Here is a 23065-nt window from a genome sequence, read left to right on the forward strand (position 1 = left end):
CGGGCTCCCGGAGTCTCGTGTCGCCGGTGGCCCAGCAACGTCGAACAACCCAGCCACGTCGAACGAGCCCAGCGTCAGAAGTACCCAGCACCTCGCGATCCGAGGTAGGAGAGGACACGCACGCGTGACCATCAACGAGAGCACTCCCCCCAACCGCCAGCGCTCCACCGATCGGGCGGAGTCGCTCGCGGAGCGGTTCGTCGCGGGCGAGCCCTACGCGTTCGCCTTCGGTGGCCAGGGTGCGCCCTGGTTGCCCACCCTCGACGAGCTGACCCGGGACTGTGCACTCGAGCCGCAGATCACCGATCTCGTCAACACCGCGGCCGACATCCTCGCGCCCGTGGCGCAGGAGCTCCTGGTCGTGCGGCCCCTCGGCTTCGATCCCATCGCCTGGATGCTGGAGCAGGAGCTCGCCGACGATCCGTCGGCCGGTCCGTCCACCGCGGCCCTCGCCTCCGCGGCCGTCTCCGTCCCCGGCGTCCTCCTCACCCAGATCGCCGCACTGCGCGCGCTGTCGGTGCAGGGACTGGACTGGACCGCCACTCCGCCCTCCGCCGTCATCGGCCACTCGCAGGGTGTCCTCGCCGAGGCGGCTGTCGCCGATCTCGGACGCAGTGACGCCGAACTGCTGGCCGTCGCGCAGCTCATCGGTGCCGCAGCCGGTCTCGTCGGCCGCCGCCGTGCCCTCATCGGCTCGGGCGAGCGGGCTCCCATGATCGCCGTCTCCGCCGTCGACCCCGTCCGTCTGCAGGCCATCGTCGACGAGGTCGCGGGCGACGACGCCACGACGTCCGCCGTCGTCGCCATCCGCAACGGTCGCCGCCGCGTCGTCCTCAGCGGTCCGTACACCAAGCTCGTCCGCGTGCAGCAGCGCTGCGAGGAGATCTCGGCCACCGAGACCCGCGAGCGTGACGCCAAGAAGCGTGGCGGCGCGATCTTCGCTCCCGTCTTCGAACCCCTCGACATCGAGGTCGGCTTCCACCACCCGCAGATGGGTGAGGCCGTCGACGTCGTCGGCCAGTGGGCCGAGCGCTGTGGCGTCGACGTCTCTCGTGCCCGCGCACTCGCGCAGGCCATCCTGGTCGATCCGGTCGACTGGGTCGCCGCGACCGAGTCCGTGGTCACCGCCGGCGCCTCGTGGATCCTCGACCTCGGTCCCGGTGACGCCCTCACCCGCCTGACCGCATCGAACATCAGTGGCCACGGCGTGGGCGTCGTCGCCGCGTCGACCCGCACCGGGCACCGCAACCTCCTCACTCCCGGCGCCGCACCCGAGGTGGACCGGCCGTGGAGCGACTTCGCCCCGTCCGTGGTCACCCTCCCGAACGGATACACCGCCGTCGAGACGTCCTTCACCAAGCTGACGGGTCGGTCGCCGATCCTGCTCGCGGGCATGACCCCGACCACCGTCGACCCGAAGATCGTCGCCGCCGCGACCAACGCCGGCCACTGGGCCGAGCTCGCCGGTGGCGGACAGGTCACCGAGGAGATCTTCGCCGGCCACGTCGCCGAGCTGCAGGAGCTCCTCGAGCCGGGCCGGTCCGTGCAGTTCAACTCGCTCTTCCTCGACCCCTACCTGTGGAAGCTGCAGCTCGGCGGCAAGCGCCTCGTGCAGAAGGCCCGCACGGCGGGTGCGCCGTTCGACGGCGTCGTCGTCACCGCGGGCATCCCCGAGCTCGACGAGGCCGTCGCGCTCATCGAGGAGCTGACCGAGGTCGGCATCAGCCACGTCTGCTTCAAGCCGGGCACGGTGGCGCAGATCCGCGCCGTGATCCGCATCGCCAACGAGGTTCCGGACTACCCGGTCATCGTCCACATCGAAGGTGGCCGCGCCGGTGGCCACCATTCGTGGGAGGACCTCGACGACCTGCTGGTAGCCACCTACGCGGAGCTGCGGTCGCACGACAACATCGTCATCTGCGTCGGCGGCGGCATCGGAACTCCCGAGCGCGCAGCCGACTACCTCACCGGACGCTGGTCGGAGGCCGCCGGCTTCCCGGCCATGCCGCTCGACGGCATCCTCGTCGGCACCGCCGCGATGGCCACGCTCGAGGCGACAACGTCCCCCGAGGTCAAGCAGCTCCTCGTCGACACCCCCGGAACGCCCGACTGGGTCGGTGCCGGCACCGCGATCGGTGGCATGGCCTCCGGCCGCAGCCAGCTCGGCGCGGACATCCACGAGATCGACAACGCCGCCTCGCGGACCGGTCGTCTGCTCGACGAGGTCGCCGGCGACGACGAAGCCGTGGCCGCCCGCCGCGACGAGATCATCGCCGCTCTCGACGCCACCGCGAAGCCGTACTTCGGCGACGTCGCGTCCATGACGTACCTGCGCTGGCTCGAGCGTTACCTCGAGCTCGCCGTCGGGCACGACATCGACACCGACACTCCGTGGCTCGACGTCACGTGGCGCGTCCGCTTCCGCGACATGCTCCAGCGCGCCGAGGCCCGCCTGCACCCCGTCGACCGTGGCCCCGTTCCCACCCTCTTCGCCGAGGACGACATCCTCGATCGCCCCGCCGATGCCCTGCGGGCACTCGTCGCGGCCTACCCCGACGCCTCGACGGTCGAGCTGCACCCGGCCGACGTGCCGTTCTTCATCTCGCTGTGCCGTATCCCCGGCAAGCCGGTCAACTTCGTTCCCGTCGTGGACAAGGACGTCCGCCGCTGGTGGCGCAGTGACTCGCTGTGGCAGGCCCACGACGCGCGGTACTCGGCAGACCAGGTCTGCGTCATCCCCGGCACCGTGGCAGTCGCCGGCATCGACCGGCTGAACGAGCCGGTCGGCGATCTGCTGAACCGCTTCGAGAAGGCCACCGCGGATCGCCTGCTCGGCTCCGGCGCGGACTCCGTCGCCGTCGCCACCCGCCGTCATCCCGACATCGCGGGCGGTCTCGTGGGCATGGTGCTCGCCGCTCCGGACATCACCTGGGCATCGCGCCTCGCGCCCAACCCCGTTCGTCGACTCGGTGCACTGTCCGAGTGGGACGTCGTGTCCGACGAGGCCGCCACCCACGCCCGTACCGGCGCCACGCTGACCGTCGCCGGCTCGGACCAGGTGCTCCTCTCGGTCCCGCTCTCGCCCGGGAAGAGCGTCGACATCCGCATCACCGTCCCCGCCTCGGCGGTCGACGGCGGAGCGCCGCTCGTCACCGACGCGGACGCCGAGTCGTCGATGTCCGCACTGCTCGGAGTCGCTGCGGGACAGGAGCTCCCGACGGTCAAGGGCGGCGCTGCTCGTCTCAACATCGCCTGGTCGCCCGACCTCGTCGCCGACCATGCGGGTGTCACCGGCTCCGGCCTCCCCGCGGACTACGGCGTCGGCCACTCGGCCGTGCCCGACGTCCTCGTCGGAGCGTGCTGGCCCGCCGTGTTCGCCGTGCTCGGCTCGGCGCGTACCGCCGACGCCGGCTCCGTCATCGAGGGCATGCTCGACCTGGTGCACCTCGACCACCGCATCGATCTCATGGGCACGCTGCCGGACCACCACAGCATCCTGGTGGTGAAGGCGCAGTCGGGCGAGGTCGTCGACACCGATCTCGGCCGCGTGGTCGAGGTCTCCGTCGAGATCGGCGCCATGCTGGGCGAGGGCCTCGACGCTCCCGTCGTCGCCACCCTCGTCGAGCGGTTCGCCATCCGTGGCCGCACCGGCACCGGCACGCTGTCGGATCCGCCGCGCGCCGGCGGGTCGGTCACCGACGCGCTGGTCGAGACCCCGCGCCGCCGTCGCCGCGACACCACCATCACGGCTCCGCGTCACATGGGTGCGTTCGCTCAGGTCTCCGGCGACCACAACCCGATCCACACCTCGGACGCCGCAGCACGTCTCGCCGGTCTCGGCGATCCCATCGTGCACGGCATGTGGCTCTCGGCCGCCGCGCAGCAGGTGGTCACCGCCGTCGATCCGGCCGCGACGACTCCGCCGCGTCGCCTCACGGCGTGGACCACGCGCTTCCTCGGCATGGTGCGTCCCGGCGCCTCGATCGACGTCCGCGTCGATCGCGTCGGCTACGAGGCCGGTTCCGAGATCGTCGAGGTCTCCTGCAAGGTCGACGGCGACATGGTCATGATGGCCACCGGCCGCATCGCCGCACCGAAGACGGTCTACGCGTTCCCGGGCCAGGGCATACAGCAGCCGGGTATGGGACTCGACGCACGGGCTCGCTCGAAGGCCGCCCGTGAGATCTGGGAGCGTGCGGACAAGCACACCCGCGCTGCCCTCGGCTTCTCCATTCTCGCTGTCGTGCGGGACAATCCGACCGAGCTGCGGGCCAGGGGAGTGACCCACCGTCATCCCGACGGCGTCCTGCACCTGACCCAGTTCACCCAGGTCGCGATGGCCGTGCTCGGTGTCGCCCAGGTGGCCGAGCTCCGCGAGTCCGGCGCGTTCGTCGAGGACTCGTTCCTCGCCGGCCACTCCGTCGGTGAGTACAACGCTCTCGCCGCCGTCGCCGGGGTCCTGCCGCTCGAGGCCGTCCTCGAAGTGGTCTTCCAGCGCGGCTCCGCCATGCACCAGCTGGTCCCGCGTGATGCGAAGGGCCGCAGCCAGTACCGCATGGCCGCTATCCGTCCGTCCCAGGTCGGCCTCGCCGACGACGACGTCATCGGATTCGTCGAGTCCATCGGTGAGCGCACCGGCGAGTTCCTGCAGGTGGTCAACCTCAACCTGCGCGGCTCCCAGTACGCCATCGCCGGCACCGTCGCGGGTCTCGAGGAGCTCGAGCGCGAGATCGACCGTCGCCGTGCCGAGTTCGGCGGCAAGCGGGCCTTCATCCTGGTCCCCGGCATCGACGTCCCGTTCCACTCCACCGTTCTGCGCGGCGGTGTGGACGACTTCCGGGCCCGTCTCCTCGAGCTGCTCCCGGAGACGATCGACCCGTCGATCCTCGTCGGCCGCTACATCCCCAACCTGGTTCCGCGTCTGTTCACGCTCGATCGTGACTTCGTGCAGGAGATCGCCGACCTGGTGCCGTCCGAGCCGCTGGCCGACGTCCTGGGTCGGTGGGACGACTGGGCCGCCCGCCCGGCCGATCTGTGCCGCGTGATCCTGACCGAGCTGCTGGCATGGCAGTTCGCCAGCCCGGTCCGGTGGATCGAGACGCAGGACCTGCTGTTCGCCGACGAGTCGGACGGCGGACTGGGCATCGAGCGTTTCGTCGAGGTGGGTCTGGGATCCGTTCCCACGGTGGCCAACCTGGCGACCAACACGCTGAAGCTGCCCGGTCGCATCGGCCACCCCGTCGAGGTGCTCAACATCGAGCGCGACGCGGCCGTCGTCTTCTCCACGGACACCGATCCGGAGATGGTGGACGAGCCCGAGTCCGAGACTCCCGCTGCAGATCCGGCGGCTGCCCCGGCAGCCGTCGCCGCCCCGGTCGCTGCTCCCGCGGCACCGGCCGGTGGGCCGCGTCCCGACGACATCGCGTTCACGGCGTCGGACGCCACGACCGTGCTGATCGCCCTGTGGACCAAGCTCCGCATCGATCAGATCGGCCCCGCCGACACCATCGAGGCACTGTGCGACGGCGTCTCGTCCCGGCGTAACCAGCTGCTCGTCGATCTCGGTTCCGAGCTGTCGCTCGGTGCGATCGACGGCGCGGCCGACGCCGACATGGGTGCCCTCGCCGGCACCGTCAACAAGCTGGCACGTACCTACCGTCCGTTCGGGCCGGTGCTCAGCGACTCGGTGAACGATCACCTGCGCAAGGTGTTCGGACCGTCGGGACGTCGTCCCGGCTCCATCGCGGAGCGCGTCGCCAAGGTGTGGCAGCTCGGTGACGGGTGGGCCCACCACGTCACCGCCGAGGTCGCTCTCGGCACCAGGGACGGCGCATCGATCCGCGGCGGCGACCTCGGTGGTCTCGCAGACGGTGCCGTCGCCGACGGTGCCGCGGTCGACGCGGTCATCGACGCAGCCGTGACTGCGGTCGGTCAGCGACGCGGCATCCAGGTGTCCATGCCCTCCAGTGGGGGCAGCGGCGGCGGTGGCACCGTCGACGCGGCCGCCCTGGGTGAGTTCACCGAGAACATAACCGGGCGCAGCGGAGTGCTGGCCTCGGCGGCCCGACTCGTCCTCGAACAGCTCGGATTCGCCGAGAACCTCACTCTGCCCGAGGCGGACGCGAGCGAGGCCGAGCTGGTCGACCTGGTGTCCACCGAGCTCGGCACCGACTGGCCGCGTCTGGTCGCTCCGTCGTTCGACGCCCGCAAGGCGGTGCTGATCGACGACCGCTGGGCCAGTGCGCGTGAGGATCTCGCCCGGCTGTGGCTGGGGGACGAGAAGGCTCAGGCACTCGCTGTCGACACTTTCGCCGGAACCGGTACGGCGGTCGCGTCCCAGGCGAGCTGGTGGCAGCAGAAGGCTGACGCCCAGGGGCGCGGCGACCTGGCGGCCACCTACGGCGCCATCGCGTCGGCTGCGGCGCAGTCGACCGAGGCGTCGACCCGCTGGACCGGACAGGTCGCGGTCGTCACCGGCGCCAGCAAGAACTCGATCGCCGCTGCGGTGACCGGGGAACTGCTCGCCGGCGGTGCGACCGTGTTCCTCACCACCTCGCGTCTCGACGAGAGCCGAGTCGGGTTCTACCGTGAGCTCTACCGCACGAATGCCACTGCGGGAGCAGCCCTCTGGGTGGTCCCGGCGAACATGGCCTCGTACGCCGACGTCGATGCCCTGATCGAGTGGATCGGCAGCGACCAGATCGATTCGGCCGGTGGCGCGAAGAAGCTGGTCAAGCCCGCCGTCACCCCGACGATGCTGTTCCCCTTCGCGGCACCGCGGGTCGCCGGCGAGCTGTCCGACGCCGGTGCCCGCGCCGAGATGGAGATGCGCGTCCTGCTCTGGTCGGTCGAGCGTCTCATCGGTGGTCTGTCGAAGATCGGTCACGACCGCGACGTCGACACCCGTCTGCACGTGACACTTCCCGGTTCGCCGAACCGTGGACTGTTCGGTGGCGACGGTGCCTACGGCGAGTCCAAGGCAGCGCTCGACGCCGTGGTGAACCGCTGGAAGGCGGAGCGCACCTGGGCCGAGCGAGTCACGTTGGTGCACGCCCGTATCGGTTGGGTCCGCGGCACCGGCCTCATGGGTCACAACGACCCGGTGGCCAACGCTGCCGAGGCAGCCGGTGTGCGCACCTGGTCCACGGCGGAGATGGCCGAGCAGCTGCTCGCCACCTGCGACGAGGAGTCCCGGACCGCCGCCGCGCAGGCACCGCTCGAGGTCGATCTCACCGGCGGCCTCGCCGAGGCGGGCCTCGATCTGGCCGCACTCGCCAAGCAGGCGGCCGACGAGGCCGTCGCGGACGACGCCGTCGCCGAGGCACTCGCCACCGTCGACGCGCTTCCCGCGCCGCCGCGGCTCGACGAGCAGCCCGCAGCACCCGCGTGGACCGCTCTGGACATCGAGCCGTCCGAGATGGTCGTCATCGTCGGAACGGGCGAGCTCGGGCCGTACGGCAGCGCACGCACCCGCTTCGAGATGGAGGTCGACGAGAAGCTCTCGGCGGCAGGCGTTCTCGAACTCGCGTGGAACACCGGTCTGGTGGTCTGGGAGAACGATCCCAAGCCGGGGTGGTACGACGCCGAGTCGGGCGATCTGGTGCCCGAGGCGGAGATCGCCGACCGGTACCACGACACGGTCGTCGAACGCTGCGGTATCCGGCAGTACGAGGACGACGGCGCGATGGTGAACAACACCGCGCCGCTGCTCACTTCGGTGTTCCTGGACAACGATCTGACGTTCGTCGTCGGCAGCGAGGCGGAGGCACGCGCCTTCGTCGGTGCCGATCCCGAGCGGACGGTCGTGAACCAGAACGCGGAGGGTGACTGGCAGGTCACGCGCAAGGCGGGCACCGAGATCCGCGTACCGCGTCAGATGAAGCTGACGCGCACGGTCGGTGGTCAGATCCCCACGGGATTCGACGCCACCAAGTGGGGCATCTCGCCGGACATGGCGAGCTCCATCGACCGGGTCGCGCTGTGGAACATCGTCTGCACGGTCGACGCGTTCATCACCAGCGGCTTCACCCCGTCCGAGCTCATGCGCTGGACGCACCCCTCGCTGGTCGCCAATACGCAGGGCACCGGTATGGGCGGCATGGAGTCGATGCGCTCGCTGTACATCGACACCCTTCTGGGTGACGCTCGTGCGAACGACATCCTGCAGGAAGCGCTGCCGAACGTCGTTGCGGCGCACGTGGTGCAGTCGTACGTCGGGTCCTACGGCGCGATGATCCACCCGGTCGCGGCCTGCGCCACGGCGGCGGTCTCGGTCGAGGAGGGCGTGGACAAGATCCGGCTCGGCAAGGCGACGTTCGTCGTGGCCGGCGGGTTCGACGACCTCAGCACCGAGGGCATCATCGGCTTCGGCGACATGTCGGCGACGGCGGAGGCCTCGGCGATGCACGCCAAGGGCATCTCGGATCGCCGGTTCTCCCGAGCCAACGACCGTCGACGCGGCGGCTTCGTCGAGTCGCACGGCGGCGGAACGATTCTGCTGGCTCGCGGTGACCTCGCTCTGGAGATGGGCCTCCCCGTCCTCGGTGTCGTCGGATGGGCGCAATCCTTCGGTGACGGCGTGCACACGTCGATCCCGGCTCCCGGTCTCGGCGCCCTCGGCGCTGCCCGCGGCGGTCAGGACTCGGCGATGGCGTTGTCGCTCAGCGCACTCGGCGTCTCCGCGGACGACATCGCGATCGTCTCCAAGCACGACACGTCGACCAACGCGAACGATCCCAACGAGGCGGAGATGCACACGCGTCTGGCCCGAGCACTGGGCCGCACGGAGGGCAACCCCCTCTTCGTGGTCTCGCAGAAGTCGCTGACCGGACACAGCAAGGGCGGCGCTGCCGCCTTCCAGCTGATCGGTCTCTGCCAGGTGCTGGCCGAGGGCGTCGTGCCGCCGAACCGCAGTCTCGACTGCGTCGACGACACGATGACCGAGTTCGAGAACCTGGTCTGGGTACGCGAACCGCTGCGCTTCGGGGAGCGGCTGCCGTTCAAGGCCGGTCTGCTGACCAGCCTCGGCTTCGGCCATGTGTCCGGCATCATCGCCGTGGTGCACCCGCAGGCGTTCCTCGAGGCGGTTCCGGCCGCGCAGCGCGAGGAGTACACGGCGAAGGCGCAGGCACGTGTGGTGGCCGGCAAGCGGCGGCTGATGGAGGCGATGTGCGGCGGATCCTCGCTGTACGAGCGTCCGGAGGATCGCCGACTGGGCCACGACGGCACGTCGAGCGATGCGAAGCACGAGCTCGAGATCGATCTGCTGCTGAGCGAAGATTCTCGCCTCGGCGCGGACGACGTCTACCGTACGGTGGCCGAGTGAGCATCCTGGGAGTCGGTCTGGATCTGGTGTCGGTCTCGGAGTTCGCCGAGCAGATGGAGAAGGTCGGGACCACCATGGTCCGCGACAGCTTCACTGCCGGCGAGCGCCGCCACGCCGCCACGCGCAGTGCGGATCCCGCGCGGCACTACGCCGCGCGGTGGGCCGCGAAGGAAGCGGTGCTGAAGGCCTGGGCCGCATCACGTTTCGCTCGTGCGCCCCAGATCGGCGACAACCCGTACCCGCTGATCGAGGTCGTCAACGACGCGTGGGGACGTCCGTCGATCAAGCTGCACGGCATGGCCGCGGAGTTCCTGCCGACGGTCAAGATCCACCTGTCGCTGACCCACGACGGCGACATGGCGGGAGCGGTGGCGATCCTCGAGGAGTGATCGTCAGACGAATGACGGAGAAGAGGAGAGCCGACGCGATCAGCGTCGGCTCTCCTTTTCTGCCACCAACAGGTAGGCGCCCATCAGGCGCTTCAGCTCGGCGACGGCGTCGGCGTGACTCTGACCGTCCTGCACCGAGAAGTTGAGCATGGAGTAGACGACGTGCACGAGCACCTCGGCCATGAGGTTGCGGCGGGCACGTGGGGTGCGGGGTGTGAGCGGTGCGAGCACCCGCTCCACCTGGGCGGCGAACGCCTTCTCGTGGATCATGCCGGTGGCGCGTGTGGCCGGGGTGGACTGCATCGCCAACCACACCTCGCGTCGGGACGGATCCGACGTCCACAGGCTGGAGAGATGGTCCAGGAAGTCGTCGAGGAAGCGTAGCCAGTCGAGTGACGGAACCTCCCCGTCGAAATCGGCGAACTCCTGGCGCACGCCTGCGAGATCCTGGCGACCCAGTTCGCACACGATGACGTACTTGTTGGCGAAGAACTGGTACAGCGTGCCGATGGGCAGCCCGGCGCGGGCCGCGACCTCCTCGCACGTGAACGACTCGAACCCCACGTCGGTCAACAGTTCGCGCGACGCCGTCAACAACGCGTCGAACTTCCGTTTGCTGCGCTCCTGGGTGGGGCGGCGGCGGGGGAGCAGTTCGACGGGCTCGTTCTCGTCCGCGTTCTCGCTGGTGTCGGCCCCGTCGCGGACATCGGTCTCGTCGTGAAGGCCCTGTTCGTGCGCTGTCTCCTCGGTGATCGGGGTGCTGCGCCCCGGTGCTCCGTCGGTCGACTCCACGTCACCAACAGTATCGGTCGACCCACCGTTCTCGAACAGTGAGCTACCGTTCGGCCGCATTCAATATGAACTTACGGTATGTTTAGAGACTGTTACAAGACGCATCGTTCACTGACGGAGCAAGTAGTCGATCGTTCAGGCCGGTCTCGGGGGAGTCACGACGGCTGTGTCGGCTTCCGGTTCGTCTTCGAGAAGAGGAGGCACATCATGAACGACACCCCCCGCGACAGCAGCGCACCCGAGACCCGTGGTGACACCACCGTGGTCTCCGCCGTTCTGCTGTATCACCTGGACGGGTCCACGGTGACGGCGTCCCTGCTGTCTCCCATCGACGGGTCGGACCTCGGCGTCGCCGAGTCGATCGACCTCGAGGACTTCTCGCCCGAGCAGATCGGGCTGACGGTGCCGATGCTGTGGGACCTGGTGGACGTCGCCGACGCCTGTGTCATGTCCGTCGTGACCTCGGGCGCTGCCGCTGACATCGACGTGGCTCCGCCCATCCTCGAACTCGCGTTCGGTGTTCCCGTCTTCGACTCTCCCACCCCGGTCGTCGCGGACACGCCCGCCGCCGGCGCGACACTCGACGACGACGCCACTCCTCCTGCCGACGATGTCGCGCCCTGGCAGCGGACCACACCCTCCGCTGTCGCCGCCGCCGCAGCGGCAGCCCGCCCACCTCTGCGCCCGACGCGTCCCGTCCCGGCCAAGCCTGTACGCCGGTCTGCGACCGGTGCGGGGAAGTCCGGCGTCGTGAAGTCGGGCGCGTCCGCGTCGCCGATCTCGAAGTCCGCAGCGGCACGTGCCGGTGTGGCAGGTGCCGCCGCCGCGGCTGCTCGCCCCCGAGTCGCGTCCGCCGACGAGGTCACGCCCGTCGACAAGGCCGTTCCTCCCACGACGTCGTCCGACACCGACACCGAGGTGTTCCCCGCCGTCGTGGCGCCTGCTGTCGTCGATCCGATCGACGATGCTCGGACCGAGGCCATCCCGGTGGTGACGGCCGCGTCCGTCGCTCCCACCGGTCGCCGCTCGCGCCGTTTCGTCGGGTTCGCCGGCGCTGCCGCCGCAGCAGCGCTGGTCGCGGCGGGCATCGGTACCGCTGCCGTGATGTCCGGTGGATCGGACAGCGTGCCCCAGAACACCGCCGCGGAGCAGCAGGCCCCGAACGGTGGCTCCGCGTCCCCGGTGGCAGATGCTCCCGCAGTCGCGGCACCGGTGGTTCCCGCTGCTCCGGCCGCGTCGCCGGCCCCCGCTGCTCCGGCAGCGCCGGTTCCGACAGAGGACGCCGCAGCAGACGCCGCGGCCTCCGACTGGACCGCGCCGTCGGCAGCACCCTGGTCGCCGACCGCCGCTGCGCCGGCGCCCACGCCGTGGACCACCACGCCGCCACAGCAGCAGTCGTCCTCTCCCAGTGCGGTACCCGCTCCGCAGTTCACCGTCCCGGTGCCCGAGCAGGATCCGAACAAGTCCCCGCAGCAGCTGCAGGACGAGGCGTGGGCGAAGCACTGGCAGCAGACCGGGCAGTGGCTGAACCAGGAGTTCCCGCAGTAGGTCGACGTGTCGAGGTGCCAGACTGTTTTCCATGACCTCTGGTACCGATGCGCAGTTGTCCGAGCTCCGAGACCGCGTGCGTGCGAGCATGCCGAGAGTGCGCGCCGAACTGGCAGACCTCGTCGCCTTTCGCTCCATCGCCGATCCCGAGCAGGCGCCGCCGTCCGAGTGCCGCTCCGCCGCGGAGTGGGTGCGGGACGCATTCCGCGACGCCGGCGTGAAAGACACGGAGTTGCACGAGACGTCCGACGGATCGGCGGCTGTCATCGGTCGGCGCCGCGCTGCGGACGGTGCTCCGACAGTCCTGCTGTACTCGCACTACGACGTCCAGCCTGCGGGCGACGAGTCGCTGTGGAACAGCGCGCCTTTCGAGTTGACCGATCGGGACGGTCGCTGGTTCGGCCGCGGTTCGGCCGATTGCAAGGGCAACGTGCTGATGCACCTCGCGGCGCTCCGTGCGCTCGGCTCCGACTCGGAGGTGGGCATCGTGGTGGTGTGCGAGGGCTCGGAGGAGACCGGGACCGGTGGCCTCGAGGACCTGGTGCGCGACCGTCCCGAGCTGTTCGCCGCAGATGTGATCGTCATCGGCGACACGGGCAACATCGCCGTCGGAACGCCGACGCTGACGACGTCGCTGCGCGGCATGGCGATTGTTCGGGTCGACGTCGAGACACTCCGCGGCGCAGTGCATTCCGGGATGTACGGCGGGCCCGCGCCCGACGCACTGGTGGCCCTCGTGGCGATGCTCGCCACGCTGCACGACGTCAACGGCGACACCACCATCGACGGGGTGGACGGTTCCGGCGTGTGGGACGGTGCCGAGTATCCGGTCGAGCGTTTCCGGACGGATGCGGGCGTGCTGGACGGTGTGGAGCTCACCGGGAGCGGGTCCATCGCGGACCATCTCTGGGCCCGGCCGTCCGTCACCGTCATGGGCATCGACTGCCCACCCGTGGTGGGAAGCGCCGCCGCCGTGGTGCCTCGCGCGTCCGCGCGCATCGGACTTCGCGTACCGCCCGGCATGGACGCCGAGAAGACGCGTGATCTGCTCGTCACTCACCTGACGAATGCGGCGCCGTGGTCCGCGCGGGTGACGGTCACGCCGGATGCCGTCGGATCACCCTTCGCCGCCCGTACGGACGGCCCGGCGTACGGCACGCTGATGACCGCGTTGAGCGACGCCTACGGCGAGCCCGTGCAGTTCGCCGGGCAGGGCGGTTCCATTCCGCTGTGCACCGCGCTGCAGCGCGCGGTTCCGGACGCGGAGATCGTCCTCATGGGCGTCGAGGAGCCGCTGTCGACCATTCACGCACCGAACGAGAGCGTCGACCCCAGCGAGATCGAGACCATCGCGGTGGCCGAAGCAGCGTTCCTGAGCCGCCTGCCCGAGCAGTGGCGGCTCAGAGCTTCAGATCGCGGATGAGCTTGGCGACGTGGCCGGTGGCCTTCACGTTGTACTGAGCCACCTCGACCTTGCCGTCGGCGTCGATGACGAACGTCGAGCGGATGACGCCCGTGACGGTCTTGCCGTACATCGACTTCTCGCCGAACGCTCCCCACGCCTGCAGGGTCGACTTCTCCGGATCGGAGAGCAGCGGGAACGTGAGGCCCTCGTCGTCGCGGAACTTCGCCAGCTTGGCGGGCTTGTCCGGCGACACCCCGATCACCTCGAGGCCCGCATCGTTGAGCTGCGCCAGGCTGTCGCGGAAGTCGCACGCCTGCTTCGTGCACCCCGGCGTCGCCGCGGCGGGGTAGAAGTAGACGACCACGCGTCGGCCGGCGTAGTCCGCCAGCGACACGGTGTTGCCGTCGGCGTCGGGGAGGGACAGGGCGGGAGCAGCGTCGCCTGCGGACAGTCTCGAGGTCGTGGTCACGATGCCAAACTTAGCCGACTCGTCCGAGCCGGGCAGGCGCGCCGGGCGTCGTGCTCTAGGCTCTGAGGCGACCGCAGAAGTTCTGCATCTTCGTCCAGCCGGGAGGGCTTTCGTGGCACGCAACACCGACAACATCGAGCGCGACATCGAGACCGCACGCGACCAGCTCGCGTCGACGCTGGACGAGCTCAGCGTGCGCGCCAACCCGAAGCGGCTGGTCGAGAACACCAAGCGCAGCGTCGTGGGCACCCTCAACGAGCCCGCCGTGAAGTTCTCGCTCATCGGCGTCGGCGCCGTCGTCGCCATCCTGGTGATCCGCAAGATCGTCAGCTGAGCATCTGCGCAGGTCAATGACTCGATTTCACTCCCTGCGCGCCAGGTGTTAATGTCTTTCACGCACCGAGGAGCGCGAGCCGCTCCGACCATGCGCCTATAGCTCAGTTGGTAGAGCAAGTGACTCTTAATCACTGGGTCCGGGGTTCGAGTCCCTGTGGGCGCACCACAAAGGGCCCCTGATCAGCAGCTAGCTGGTCAGGGGCTCTTCTGGTTTCGGTGCCACTCACTACTTATGCATGACTGCAACTCGAAACTCGAGGTTTCGGGTCTTCTCCGCGGCAATATCGAACGACGCATTGTGCCTGCTCAGGCGGCTGCAAAGTTGTCTGTACCGGGTCCAATGACCTGCGGTGCAGGCTTCTCGCGCCCACTGCGACGCCTGGGGTGCCACCGTCCGCTACAGAGAGTTCGGACGGCGACATCGTCCCCCGGGCGGAGTGGGGGTTGCTGTGCATCGTGGGAGCGCCCCTGCCGTACATCTACACCGTCGAACTCCGATCTCCGACTCGACCGGGGGCGACGAGCTCATCACCGCACTGTGGACCACCACCGAATGTTGCACGCCGATTAGGGTGGGCACGTCGGCGTCCCCGAATACGCCAGCGACGAGGCGGACCGATTCTTCACCCGGCACCTGAGACAAGGCCGGCCCTACCGGTCGAGGGATCGGCGACTGTGAATCGAATATTTTCCGGGCGGGGCATAATGCAATCTCGCGTCAGAGCCCGCCGTCCGAACTTGGACGGCGGGCGAAGATCCACGGAATCTACGTGGGCTGGGAATCGAGATCGAACGCGCCCGAGCAATTCCGCAGAACCGGCCGTAGGTCCGCTAGCTCGTCATGATCAAGCCCACGGTCAGAGATCGGCCACCAGCGGTGCGACCTCCGTTCCCAGTAGCTCGATGCCGCGGAGCAGATCACTGTGAGCCAAGCGGGGATTGGTCATCTGCAGGGACAGCCGATCCACACCGCCGAGCTGTTCGCCCACTCGCGCGATCTTGTCGGCCACCGTCTGCGGGTCACCCATGAAAAAGGCACCGTTAGGTCCGGACGTGGCATCGAACTGCGCTCGGGTCGGTCGCGCGAATCCTCGCTCCCGCGAGATCTTCGTGAACATCTCGTTCCACCCGGGGTAGATGGTGTCCGCCGCCGCCTGCGTGCTCTCCGCGACGAACCCGAACACGTGCAGGCCCACCTTCAATTTCTCCGGCGCATGACCTGCCTGCGCACCCGCGCGGCGGTACAGATCGACGAGCGGCGCGAACTGGCGCGGCTCACCGCCGATGATCGCGATCATCAGCGGCAACCCCAACAGACCTGCGCGAGCGAATGATTCGGGACTGCCGCCGACACCCACCCAGATCGGCAGAGGATCCTGCATCGGACGCGGATAGATGCTCTGCCGCGTCAGCGCCGGCCGGTGCTTGCCCGACCACGTCACCTCGACGTTGTCCCGGATCTGCAGCAGCAGCTCGAGCTTCTCGATGAACAGCGAGTCGTAGTCGGCCAGGTCCAGACCGAACAGGGGGAACGACTCGGTGAACGAGCCGCGGCCCACGACCAGATCCGTCCGCCCCTTCGAGATCAAATCCAGGGTGGCGAATTCCTGGAAAACTCGCACCGGATCGTCCGCGCTGAGTACCTTGACCGCACTGCCCAGCCGGATTCGTTCCGTGCGAGCTGCCGCGGCCGCGAGGATGATCGATGGAGCGGAATCGAAGTACTCGCTGCGGTGGTGCTCGCCGATCCCGAACGAGTAAAGACCCACCCGGTCGGCGAGGGTGATCTCCTCGAGCAGGTGCTCCATTCGCTCGGCAGCGCCGATCACGCGGCCGTCGGTCGGGTCGGTCACGGAGGACACGAAGCTGTCCACACCTACATGCATTGCTGAACCTCTCGGTCGGGGCCACGACGTCGACCCTGGTTTAGTTTACAAGTCAACCATCTCGACCGAGAAACTGTTCCCAGGGCTACCCACCTCTCCGCGCCCCTGATCGGCACGGCTGCTGATCAGGGGCCCTCTGTGGTGCGCCCACAGGGACTTGCACCCCGGACCTTTACTGACACTCGACGGCTATGCCGCCCCGCAACCTGGCACCCGGGGCGGCAACTGGGACAAGAACACAACCCAGCTCGACGAGCACCGCCTCGCGCAGTACAGCCAGACACAGCTACCTCTACCGAGCCGGGAGAAACACTCCATGACCGAGCCTCTCAGCTTCGAGGTCGTGGTATCGAGACGGCGGCGATACGCCGCAGCGACGGATGGACCGTGTACAGCCCTTCTCGGGCTGAGCGCACTGATCGGTCGGTTCCCCGAGCAACGCCACAGCGAAAGACAAGTGTTCTACGTCCGCTGCGCCAGTTGATGTTCACCTCCCACGCAGCCGCTGCACCGCTGGAAGGTCAGGTCAGATCAGGCGGTGGCGTGGTGGGACGGCCGGCAGCAGTGTCGCGAAGCCACTGCGGTACCTCTCGTCCGCTTCGCTCGCGGATGGCGATGGAGGCGCGGGCAGCGGCAGCAGCCACCCTGGGCCGCTCGGCCGGCACTGGCACCGGAGCGCTCGGCCCGCGTGAGCAGGGAATCGACCAGGTCGTCGTCGGTCGACCAGTAGAGTTGGAACCACCTCGGGGACCCGGGCGCGATCCGGTCCATGCCGGCAGCGACCTCCTCCATCGCGACGGACCCCTGGTTGGAGAAGATGTAGGGAAGTCCCAGTGTGGCGGCGGCTTGGCCGATCAACAGATCTGCCTGTCGATGCACTGCGCCCCCGGCTCCGACCGGAGCGAACAACACGGGTGCCGGAAGTGTGAGGCCGAGGAGTTCGCTTTCGGTGGTTCTCGCAGACACGTCCCGAAGGACCCGAGGCACGATGTTCCATCGGTCGAGAGCGCGGCGGTTGTTGTCCATCGTGGTGCCGGAGCCGGCCCCACCCGCAATGTAGGCACGCGCTCGGTCGGACATCTTCGTGAGTGCACGCCGTTCCAATCCAGGGAAATCCGTGGGAACAGTCGGTGTTCGTCCGGCCACCCCCGCTGTGTAGATGTGGTTCTGGCGTTCGCGTCCGGTGGAGAGTGGCATGTGCGGATCCGTTCCCGAGTCGTGGCCCACTTGGTCGGCATTGCCGTCGACCGATCGATGGTGCGTCGGCATGGCGGGGACGGTACACGAGCTCGGATTAGCGATGAATGCGCAGCTCGAGGGTGTGCAGCGGCACAAATTCGGTGAGGTGCCCGTGTGCGCGGTTGCCCTTGCGTCCTCGTCCGCCTCGTCGTTCACCTACAAGGTTGTGCGCCGTCTCGTCATGAAAGCCGTTGCCCGTGCGACCGGGGTACCTGACAGCAATGATTCCCGACTTCTATTGCGGTCTCATCGGAACCGTGATGGTCCCACATGGTCAATGTGACTCTTGATCCACGCTACTGAGGTGGGATTCATGGTCCCACTGGATTTCCGAGTTCGGCCGGGGACAGTCACTGGGTCCGGGGTTCGAGTCCCTTCTGCTTCAGATGCTACTCACTACTTTTTTCGAGACCGTGGACCACAGGTCTGACGGCGAGGTGCCGATGTGACGTCGACACGGCGTGCCTGTCCGGTGATGAGTTCGGCAGCGCACCCGAGGCGACACGGCATGACTACACACACGCTCGCCGTTTCCGGCGCCACCATCACCTACGACGTCCATGGTCCACTGACCTCGGATACACCCCTGTTGCTCATCGGTTCACCGATGGATGCGAGTGGGTTCACCACGCTCCGTACGCATTTCATCGATCGACCGGTCGTGACCTACGACCCACGCAACACCGGCCGCAGCGTCTGTGGCGAACCCACGGCTGCGGTCACGCCGTGGCAGCACGCCGACGATCTGGATGCGTTGATCACAGCGCTGGGGTCCGGACCTGTCGACGTGTTCGCGTCGAGCGGCGGCGCGGTCAACGCCCTCGTCTGCGTCGAACGCCGGCCGGGCGCGATCCGAACTCTCGTCGCCCACGAGCCACCCGCCGGTGGTGCACTCGCTGACCACAACCACATCTCGGCTGCCTGCACGCACATGGTGGAGTCCTACGACGCGGCGGGGACGGGGCCGGCGATGGCCGAGTTCATCCGCCTGGTGATGCACCGCGGTCCTGTCGACGACGCGTACCTCGCAGGGCCGGCGCCGGACCCGGCGCAGTTCGGACTCCCGACCGAGGACGACGGTTCTCGTACCGATCCGCTGATGTCGAACATGCGTGGCCTGGGCGTCGATTACGTGCCCGACGTGGAGCGTCTGACGGCAGCGTCGACTCGCATCGTCATCGCGGTAGGCGAAGAGTCCGGTGGGCCTGAGGACGGCGAGATGGCCGGTCGTGCAGCGTATGCGGTGGCCCGTCTGTTGGGCCAGGACGCTGTCGTCTTCCCCGGCGGACACCAGGGGTTTCTCGGTGGTGAGTACGGTCAGACGGGCCGGCCCATCGAGTTTGCCGCAGCGCTCCGGACGTGGTTGGACTGTGCTGGATGAGGCGTGCCCGAGTCTGGGTGCGGCAGCAACGGCAACTGCAGCACAGTCGGATTCTCGGAGCGAAAAGCACGCGAAGTGACCCGGCAGTCGGAGAACCTGCGCACGAGGTTCGCGCTCATTGCCGAGTGATCGTTACTGCTGCGAACAATATCGTCGAAACGTTGACTCGGTCCCGATACGAGGTCGATTCTGAGTAGATGACAACCACCAACGAATCGGAGCATCTCGCGGCGGTGCAGGACCGGCTCACCGCCGCCCTGCCCGGGGTGAGCCGACACGACATCGAACAGACCGTGGCGGCCGAGTATGCCCGCTTCGAGGGACGCTCGGTGCGCGACTTCGTGCCGCTGCTCGTCGAGCGCAACGCACGAGAGGCACTGCGCTCCGTCGCACCGCACTGACACCACCTGTCGCACAGCAGTACACGGCCGCCCAGAACGTGGGCGACCGTGCACGGTGCGGACATTCACCGATCGCATCGCGCTTGCTGCAGCGCGGATCAGATCGGCCCGGGGTGTGTCAGCTGAAGAAGCTGAGTCCGTCGAGGAAGTCGCCGCTGCCGCCGAAGATGTCGGACAGGGCGCCAAGGAAGTCGACGAAGCTTGCGAGGTCGGTGATCATGGGAGCTCCCGTGGTCGAGTGGTGGTGGCAGGAATGCCTGTTCATTGGTACCGAGCATTGGTGAACGAACGGTGGATCATCGGTTGTCCCAATGGGTTGCCGCCGTGAACGGTTCCGATCAGACCGGGGTGATCACCAGCAGCTGAGCCCAGTACGCGGCGGTGTGCTCACCGAGGTAGGGGAGCAGGGTGTCGAAGAGGATGTAGGACATCGGGGGGCTCCTCGGGTCGGATCGTGGTGGGGCTGCGCCGAGTGAGGGGTGCCCGCTCCGCGGGTAGCCGGAGTGGCGGTGCGGTGAACAGCGGGTGTCGACTCGGCTCACCGCCGGGTGGGACGGCTCGTCGGCCGCGATGATGGTGCGATGAGCACGAGTCAGGCCGAGGGCCTTCGCGGGATGATCGAGTTCGCGCGTCGGTGGTTGCCCTACGGCGGCGGTCCTGACGAGGAGATCCTCGTGACGTTCGGTGTCCCCGGGTATCAGTTCCACGAGCGGCTCGCTCGTGTCCTCGACAGCGGAGACCCGACGGTGACGCAGGCGTTGTCGGCGCCCGAGATCGCGGCGCTGCGCCTGCAGTGCCGTATACGCTCGCTGCATCGCCACAACGTCCCCGCCTGGCAGTGATCCACTGGTCCTCGAGACGCCTCGTCAGCTACCGCTGAGTCGTCTTCGACGACACTCACCGCGACTGCGCGAGGTGGGATGCTTCCGGCCAAGACCGGTCGACACGTGGGACTCGCGTTGTTTCTGGTGGTGACGATTGCTCTCGCGTCCTACGGCGTCCTGACCAATCCTGAGCCGAGGTCGGTCGCCGAGATCGGTTCGGCCGATCGCTTCGTCTGCGCGTTGCCACAGGACGTCGGCGGCTATCTCGCGGCCCCGCCGCCGCAGCAGAGCGTCGCTCCCCGTTCGGCGCGGGGCACGGTGCCCGAGGGGTTCGAGCCGGTGGCAGCCGTGGTGTGCGACATCGGTATCGGAGACCACGTCGAGGCCGACGGGACCGTGACCTACGTCGAACGCCGCTACGCCGGGGACTTCGGCAGCGCTGTGCGGGAGCTGAACGGGCCGCCCACCCGTCGCTCGATCTTCGACGCCGAATGTCTGGCGTCCGTGCTCGCTGCGGCGCCGGTCGACATGTGGCTCGTCGACGTGGACGGCCGCGCCGTACAAACGTCGTACCCGCGTGGTGACTGCGGCCTGGACAACACCCTGGGGCTCGCCGAGATTCTCGAGCTCCCGGAGGTAGAGGCCACCGAACACCGCGTCCGCCTCGATGCTGCCGGGATCACCTACTTCTACTCGTGCTCGCCGATCGTCTCGACACCGGTGCCGGGGTCTCGGTCGCTACTAGACCTGACGTTGACACCGTCCGGGTTCTGCCGCTTCGACACCGCCGGACCCGATCTGATGTTCACCGGGGCGGATCGGTACGAATCCGAGCCGTACCTCGACTGGAACGCCGCCCTCATCGACGTCGAGCCCGCCGGTCCCTGCGGTGAACGCGCGACGTCGCTGGCGACCACCTCGACGCAGTCCACGATCGGGGACGAGTTGGTCATGATCGACGTCCATATCGAACTCGACGGGTGCCGGCGCATCCTGGGCGACGGCTTCACTCCGTTGTCGGCGCCCGCCTCTGTCGTCGACTCGATCGTCAGCGCAGCGTCGTGACCTGACGTCTGTCGGCCACGTCGGGTCGAGCCCTGACGGCCGTGGTTTCCGTTGATCGCCGTTCACAGAGCAGAACGTGGTTGGGGCGCACGTTTCACCACTCGACGCCTGCATGGTTGCGCGTCGACCACGACCGTGGCACCGGATCACGCCAGTCCGGCCAGCAAAGCTCTCAGTCGAAGATCCGCCGACGGACATTGGTGTCCGCGAGGTCCACGAGTTCGTCGGCTCGGCCGGACAGGATCGTCCGAATGCCGTACAGCGTGAACCCCTTTGCCTGTTCGAGGGTGATCTTGGGGGGAATGGAGAGCTCCTGTGCCGCGGTGACGACGTCGATGACGGCGGGGCCGTCGTACGCGAACGCGTCGGTCAGAGCCGCCTCCAGATCCTGCGGGTTCTCCACTCGTCGGCCGAACGTCCCCAGAGCCTGTGCCACAGCAGCGAAGTCGGGGTTCTTCAGGTCGGTGCCGTAGTTGACGATGCCGGCAGCCTTCATCTCGAGTTCGACGAAGTTCAACGACGAATTGTCGAAGATGATGACCTTGACCGGCAGACCGCTCTGCATCAACGTGATCAGCTCACCGAAGCCCATCGTCAACCCGCCGTCGCCGGCGAAGGCCACCACCTGCCTTCCGGGCTGAGCGGTCTGCGCACCGATCGCCAACGGGAGCGCGCAGGCCATCGATCCGTGATTGAACGACCCGAGCAATCGGCGCTTGCCGTTCATCGTCAGGTACCGGGCAGCCCACACGACAGGCGACCCCACGTCGACGGTGAAGACGGCGTCGTCGTCGGCCAGCTCGTTCGCCATGCGCGCCAGATACTCCGGCCGGATGGGTGTGCGGTGCCGGTCGTCCACAGCGAACGAATCGAGATTCTTGCGTGTCTTGCGGTAGTGCTTGACCGATGTGTCCAGATGCTTGCTGTCCGTCTTGGCGTGGACACGGGGGAGCAGAGCGTCCACGGTGTCGGCGACGGTACCCACCAAGCCGACGTCCAGGGTCGCTCTGCGGCCCAGGTTCTGGCCGCGGATATCCACCTGGATGATCTTCGCGTCGTCGGGATAGAAGTTGCGGTACGGAAAGTCGGTGCCCAGCATGAGAAGAACGTCGGCATGCGAGATCGCGCGGTACCCCGAGGCGAAGCCGAGCAGCCCCGTCATCCCCACGTCGTAGGGATTGTCGTACTCGACGTGCTCCTTGCCGCGCAGTGCGTGCACGACAGGAGCCTGCAGCGCGCCGGCGATCTCGAGCAGTTGTCGATGCGCACCCGCCACACCGGCGCCGGCCAGAATGGTGATGTTGTCGGACGAGTTCAGGATCGACGCGGCCTCGTCGAGCGAGGCATCGTCGGGACGCAGGTGAGACGTGGTCGCGCGGATGGCCGGGGTTGCCTTTCTCTGTTCGGCATGCGCCAGCAGTACTTCGCCCGGGACGACGACCACTGCGACACCGCGTTCCTCGATCGCCGCCCGCATCGCCATCGCGAACACGTGTTCCGCCATCTCCGGGTCACTGACCAGCTCGCAGAAGACACTGCACTCCTGAAAGAGGTTCTGGGGGTGAGTTTCCTGGAAGTACTGCGATCCGATCTCGCTGCGCGGGATGTGCGCCGCGATCGCGAGCACGGGTACCCGGCTGCGGTGCGCGTCGAACAGCCCGTTGATCAGGTGGAGATTGCCGGGACCACAACTGCCGGCGCACACCGCGAGTTCGCCGGTGATCGCCGCGTCACCGGCTGCGGCGAAGGCGGCAGTCTCCTCGTTGCGGACGTGCTGCCACGTCATGCCGTCGTTCCGGCGGATCGCGTCGGTGAAGCCGTTCAGCGAATCGCCCGGGAGACCGTAGACGTGGGTCACGCCGCTCTCGGTCAGGGTCTGCACGAAATGGTCTGCCACGGTCGCCATGGCGAACAGTATGCGCCGGATTCGCACCGGAAGCGTCGTGGAACGGGTAACCGATCGTCCTGGCTCGGACGCTCGTGGAGATCGGTGAGGACCGGCGAA

Annotated in this window: 13 protein-coding genes, 1 tRNA gene and 1 pseudogene; 10 read left to right on the forward strand and 5 right to left on the reverse strand. The window is 68.2% G+C overall.

All coding sequences use genetic code 11. From position 1 onward, the window contains the following. Positions 1–124: 124 nt before the first annotated feature. Positions 125–9325 (forward strand): polyketide synthase, encoded by a 9201-nt coding sequence (locus OHB23_RS10295; RefSeq protein ID WP_328811516.1) that lies wholly within the window; start codon positions 125–127, stop codon positions 9323–9325. Then, entirely contained in the window at positions 9322–9714 is a 393-nt protein-coding gene (acpS, locus tag OHB23_RS10300; RefSeq protein WP_027505498.1) for a holo-ACP synthase AcpS, read from the forward strand. The genes OHB23_RS10295 and acpS overlap by 4 nt, the downstream gene beginning before the upstream one ends. Before the next feature lie 39 nt (positions 9715–9753). Here the strand turns inward: acpS and OHB23_RS10305 are convergent, their stop codons facing one another. Next, on the reverse strand, positions 9754–10365 hold the full coding sequence (locus tag OHB23_RS10305; RefSeq protein WP_027505499.1) for a TetR/AcrR family transcriptional regulator: 612 nt from the start codon (positions 10363–10365) through the stop codon (positions 9754–9756). Between the two features lie 348 nt (positions 10366–10713). Here OHB23_RS10305 and OHB23_RS10310 point away from each other — a divergent pair, with 348 nt between their 5' ends. Together OHB23_RS10310 and OHB23_RS10315 are read left to right on the forward strand one after the other, a co-directional pair. Beyond that, positions 10714–12054, forward strand: coding sequence for a hypothetical protein (locus OHB23_RS10310; RefSeq protein ID WP_328811517.1), 1341 nt, complete (start codon positions 10714–10716; stop codon positions 12052–12054). A gap of 31 nt (positions 12055–12085) precedes the next feature. Continuing rightward, positions 12086–13477 (forward strand): dipeptidase, encoded by a 1392-nt coding sequence (locus OHB23_RS10315; RefSeq protein ID WP_328811518.1) that lies wholly within the window; start codon positions 12086–12088, stop codon positions 13475–13477. Here the strand turns inward: OHB23_RS10315 and bcp are convergent. Next, positions 13455–13928, reverse strand: coding sequence for a thioredoxin-dependent thiol peroxidase (bcp, locus tag OHB23_RS10320; RefSeq protein WP_285185942.1), 474 nt, complete (start codon positions 13926–13928; stop codon positions 13455–13457). The two genes, OHB23_RS10315 and bcp, sit on opposite strands and share 23 nt — an antisense overlap. A 112-nt stretch (positions 13929–14040) precedes the next feature. On the opposite strand from bcp, the gene OHB23_RS10325 reads away from it, so the two are divergent. Continuing rightward, positions 14041–14262, forward strand: a complete 222-nt coding sequence (locus OHB23_RS10325) for a DUF3618 domain-containing protein (protein WP_328811519.1) — start codon at positions 14041–14043, stop codon at positions 14260–14262. A gap of 92 nt (positions 14263–14354) precedes the next feature. After that, positions 14355–14430, forward strand: a tRNA-Lys gene (locus OHB23_RS10330). A gap of 691 nt (positions 14431–15121) precedes the next feature. Here OHB23_RS10330 and OHB23_RS10335 read toward each other — a convergent pair. Further along, positions 15122–16150: an LLM class flavin-dependent oxidoreductase gene (locus OHB23_RS10335; RefSeq protein WP_027505529.1), complete on the reverse strand. Its 1029-nt coding sequence runs from the start codon at positions 16148–16150 to the stop codon at positions 15122–15124. A gap of 660 nt (positions 16151–16810) precedes the next feature. Continuing rightward, positions 16811–17347: pseudogene (locus OHB23_RS10340) on the reverse strand (alpha-hydroxy-acid oxidizing protein); the annotation flags it as partial. 550 nt (positions 17348–17897) lie between these two features. On the opposite strand from OHB23_RS10340, the gene OHB23_RS10345 reads away from it, so the two are divergent. From OHB23_RS10345 to OHB23_RS10360, 4 genes are all read left to right on the forward strand, one after another. Continuing rightward, positions 17898–18770, forward strand: a complete 873-nt coding sequence (locus tag OHB23_RS10345) for an alpha/beta fold hydrolase (protein ID WP_222638536.1) — start codon at positions 17898–17900, stop codon at positions 18768–18770. Positions 18771–18967: 197 nt separating this feature from the next. Further along, complete coding sequence (locus OHB23_RS10350; RefSeq protein WP_328811520.1) at positions 18968–19171, forward strand: three-helix bundle dimerization domain-containing protein; 204 nt, start codon at positions 18968–18970, stop codon at positions 19169–19171. A gap of 581 nt (positions 19172–19752) precedes the next feature. Beyond that, positions 19753–20013, forward strand: a complete 261-nt coding sequence (locus OHB23_RS10355; RefSeq protein WP_328811521.1) for a hypothetical protein — start codon at positions 19753–19755, stop codon at positions 20011–20013. A gap of 78 nt (positions 20014–20091) precedes the next feature. Then, complete coding sequence (locus OHB23_RS10360) at positions 20092–21060, forward strand: hypothetical protein (protein WP_328811522.1); 969 nt, start codon at positions 20092–20094, stop codon at positions 21058–21060. Between the two features lie 172 nt (positions 21061–21232). Here OHB23_RS10360 and poxB read toward each other — a convergent pair whose 3' ends face one another. Beyond that, the gene (gene poxB / locus OHB23_RS10365; protein WP_328811523.1) at positions 21233–22966 is read right to left on the reverse strand and encodes a ubiquinone-dependent pyruvate dehydrogenase; all 1734 of its coding nucleotides are present in this window, start codon (positions 22964–22966) and stop codon (positions 21233–21235) included. Positions 22967–23065 lie beyond the last annotated feature (99 nt).

This window comes from Rhodococcus sp. NBC_00294 (assembly GCF_036163995.1).
Taxonomy (GTDB): domain Bacteria; phylum Actinomycetota; class Actinomycetes; order Mycobacteriales; family Mycobacteriaceae; genus Rhodococcoides.

Coding starts and splice junctions, on each gene's coding strand:
- OHB23_RS10355 (WP_328811521.1), top strand. CDS start 19,753: ATGAGCACGAGTCAGGCCGAGGGCCTTCGCGGGATGATCGAGTTCGCG.
- OHB23_RS10310 (WP_328811517.1), top strand. CDS start 10,714: ATGAACGACACCCCCCGCGACAGCAGCGCACCCGAGACCCGTGGTGAC.
- OHB23_RS10315 (WP_328811518.1), top strand. CDS start 12,086: ATGACCTCTGGTACCGATGCGCAGTTGTCCGAGCTCCGAGACCGCGTG.
- OHB23_RS10335 (WP_027505529.1), bottom strand. CDS start 16,150: ATGCATGTAGGTGTGGACAGCTTCGTGTCCTCCGTGACCGACCCGACC.
- OHB23_RS10345 (WP_222638536.1), top strand. CDS start 17,898: ATGACTACACACACGCTCGCCGTTTCCGGCGCCACCATCACCTACGAC.
- OHB23_RS10350 (WP_328811520.1), top strand. CDS start 18,968: ATGACAACCACCAACGAATCGGAGCATCTCGCGGCGGTGCAGGACCGG.
- OHB23_RS10360 (WP_328811522.1), top strand. CDS start 20,092: ATGCTTCCGGCCAAGACCGGTCGACACGTGGGACTCGCGTTGTTTCTG.
- poxB (WP_328811523.1), bottom strand. CDS start 22,966: ATGGCGACCGTGGCAGACCATTTCGTGCAGACCCTGACCGAGAGCGGC.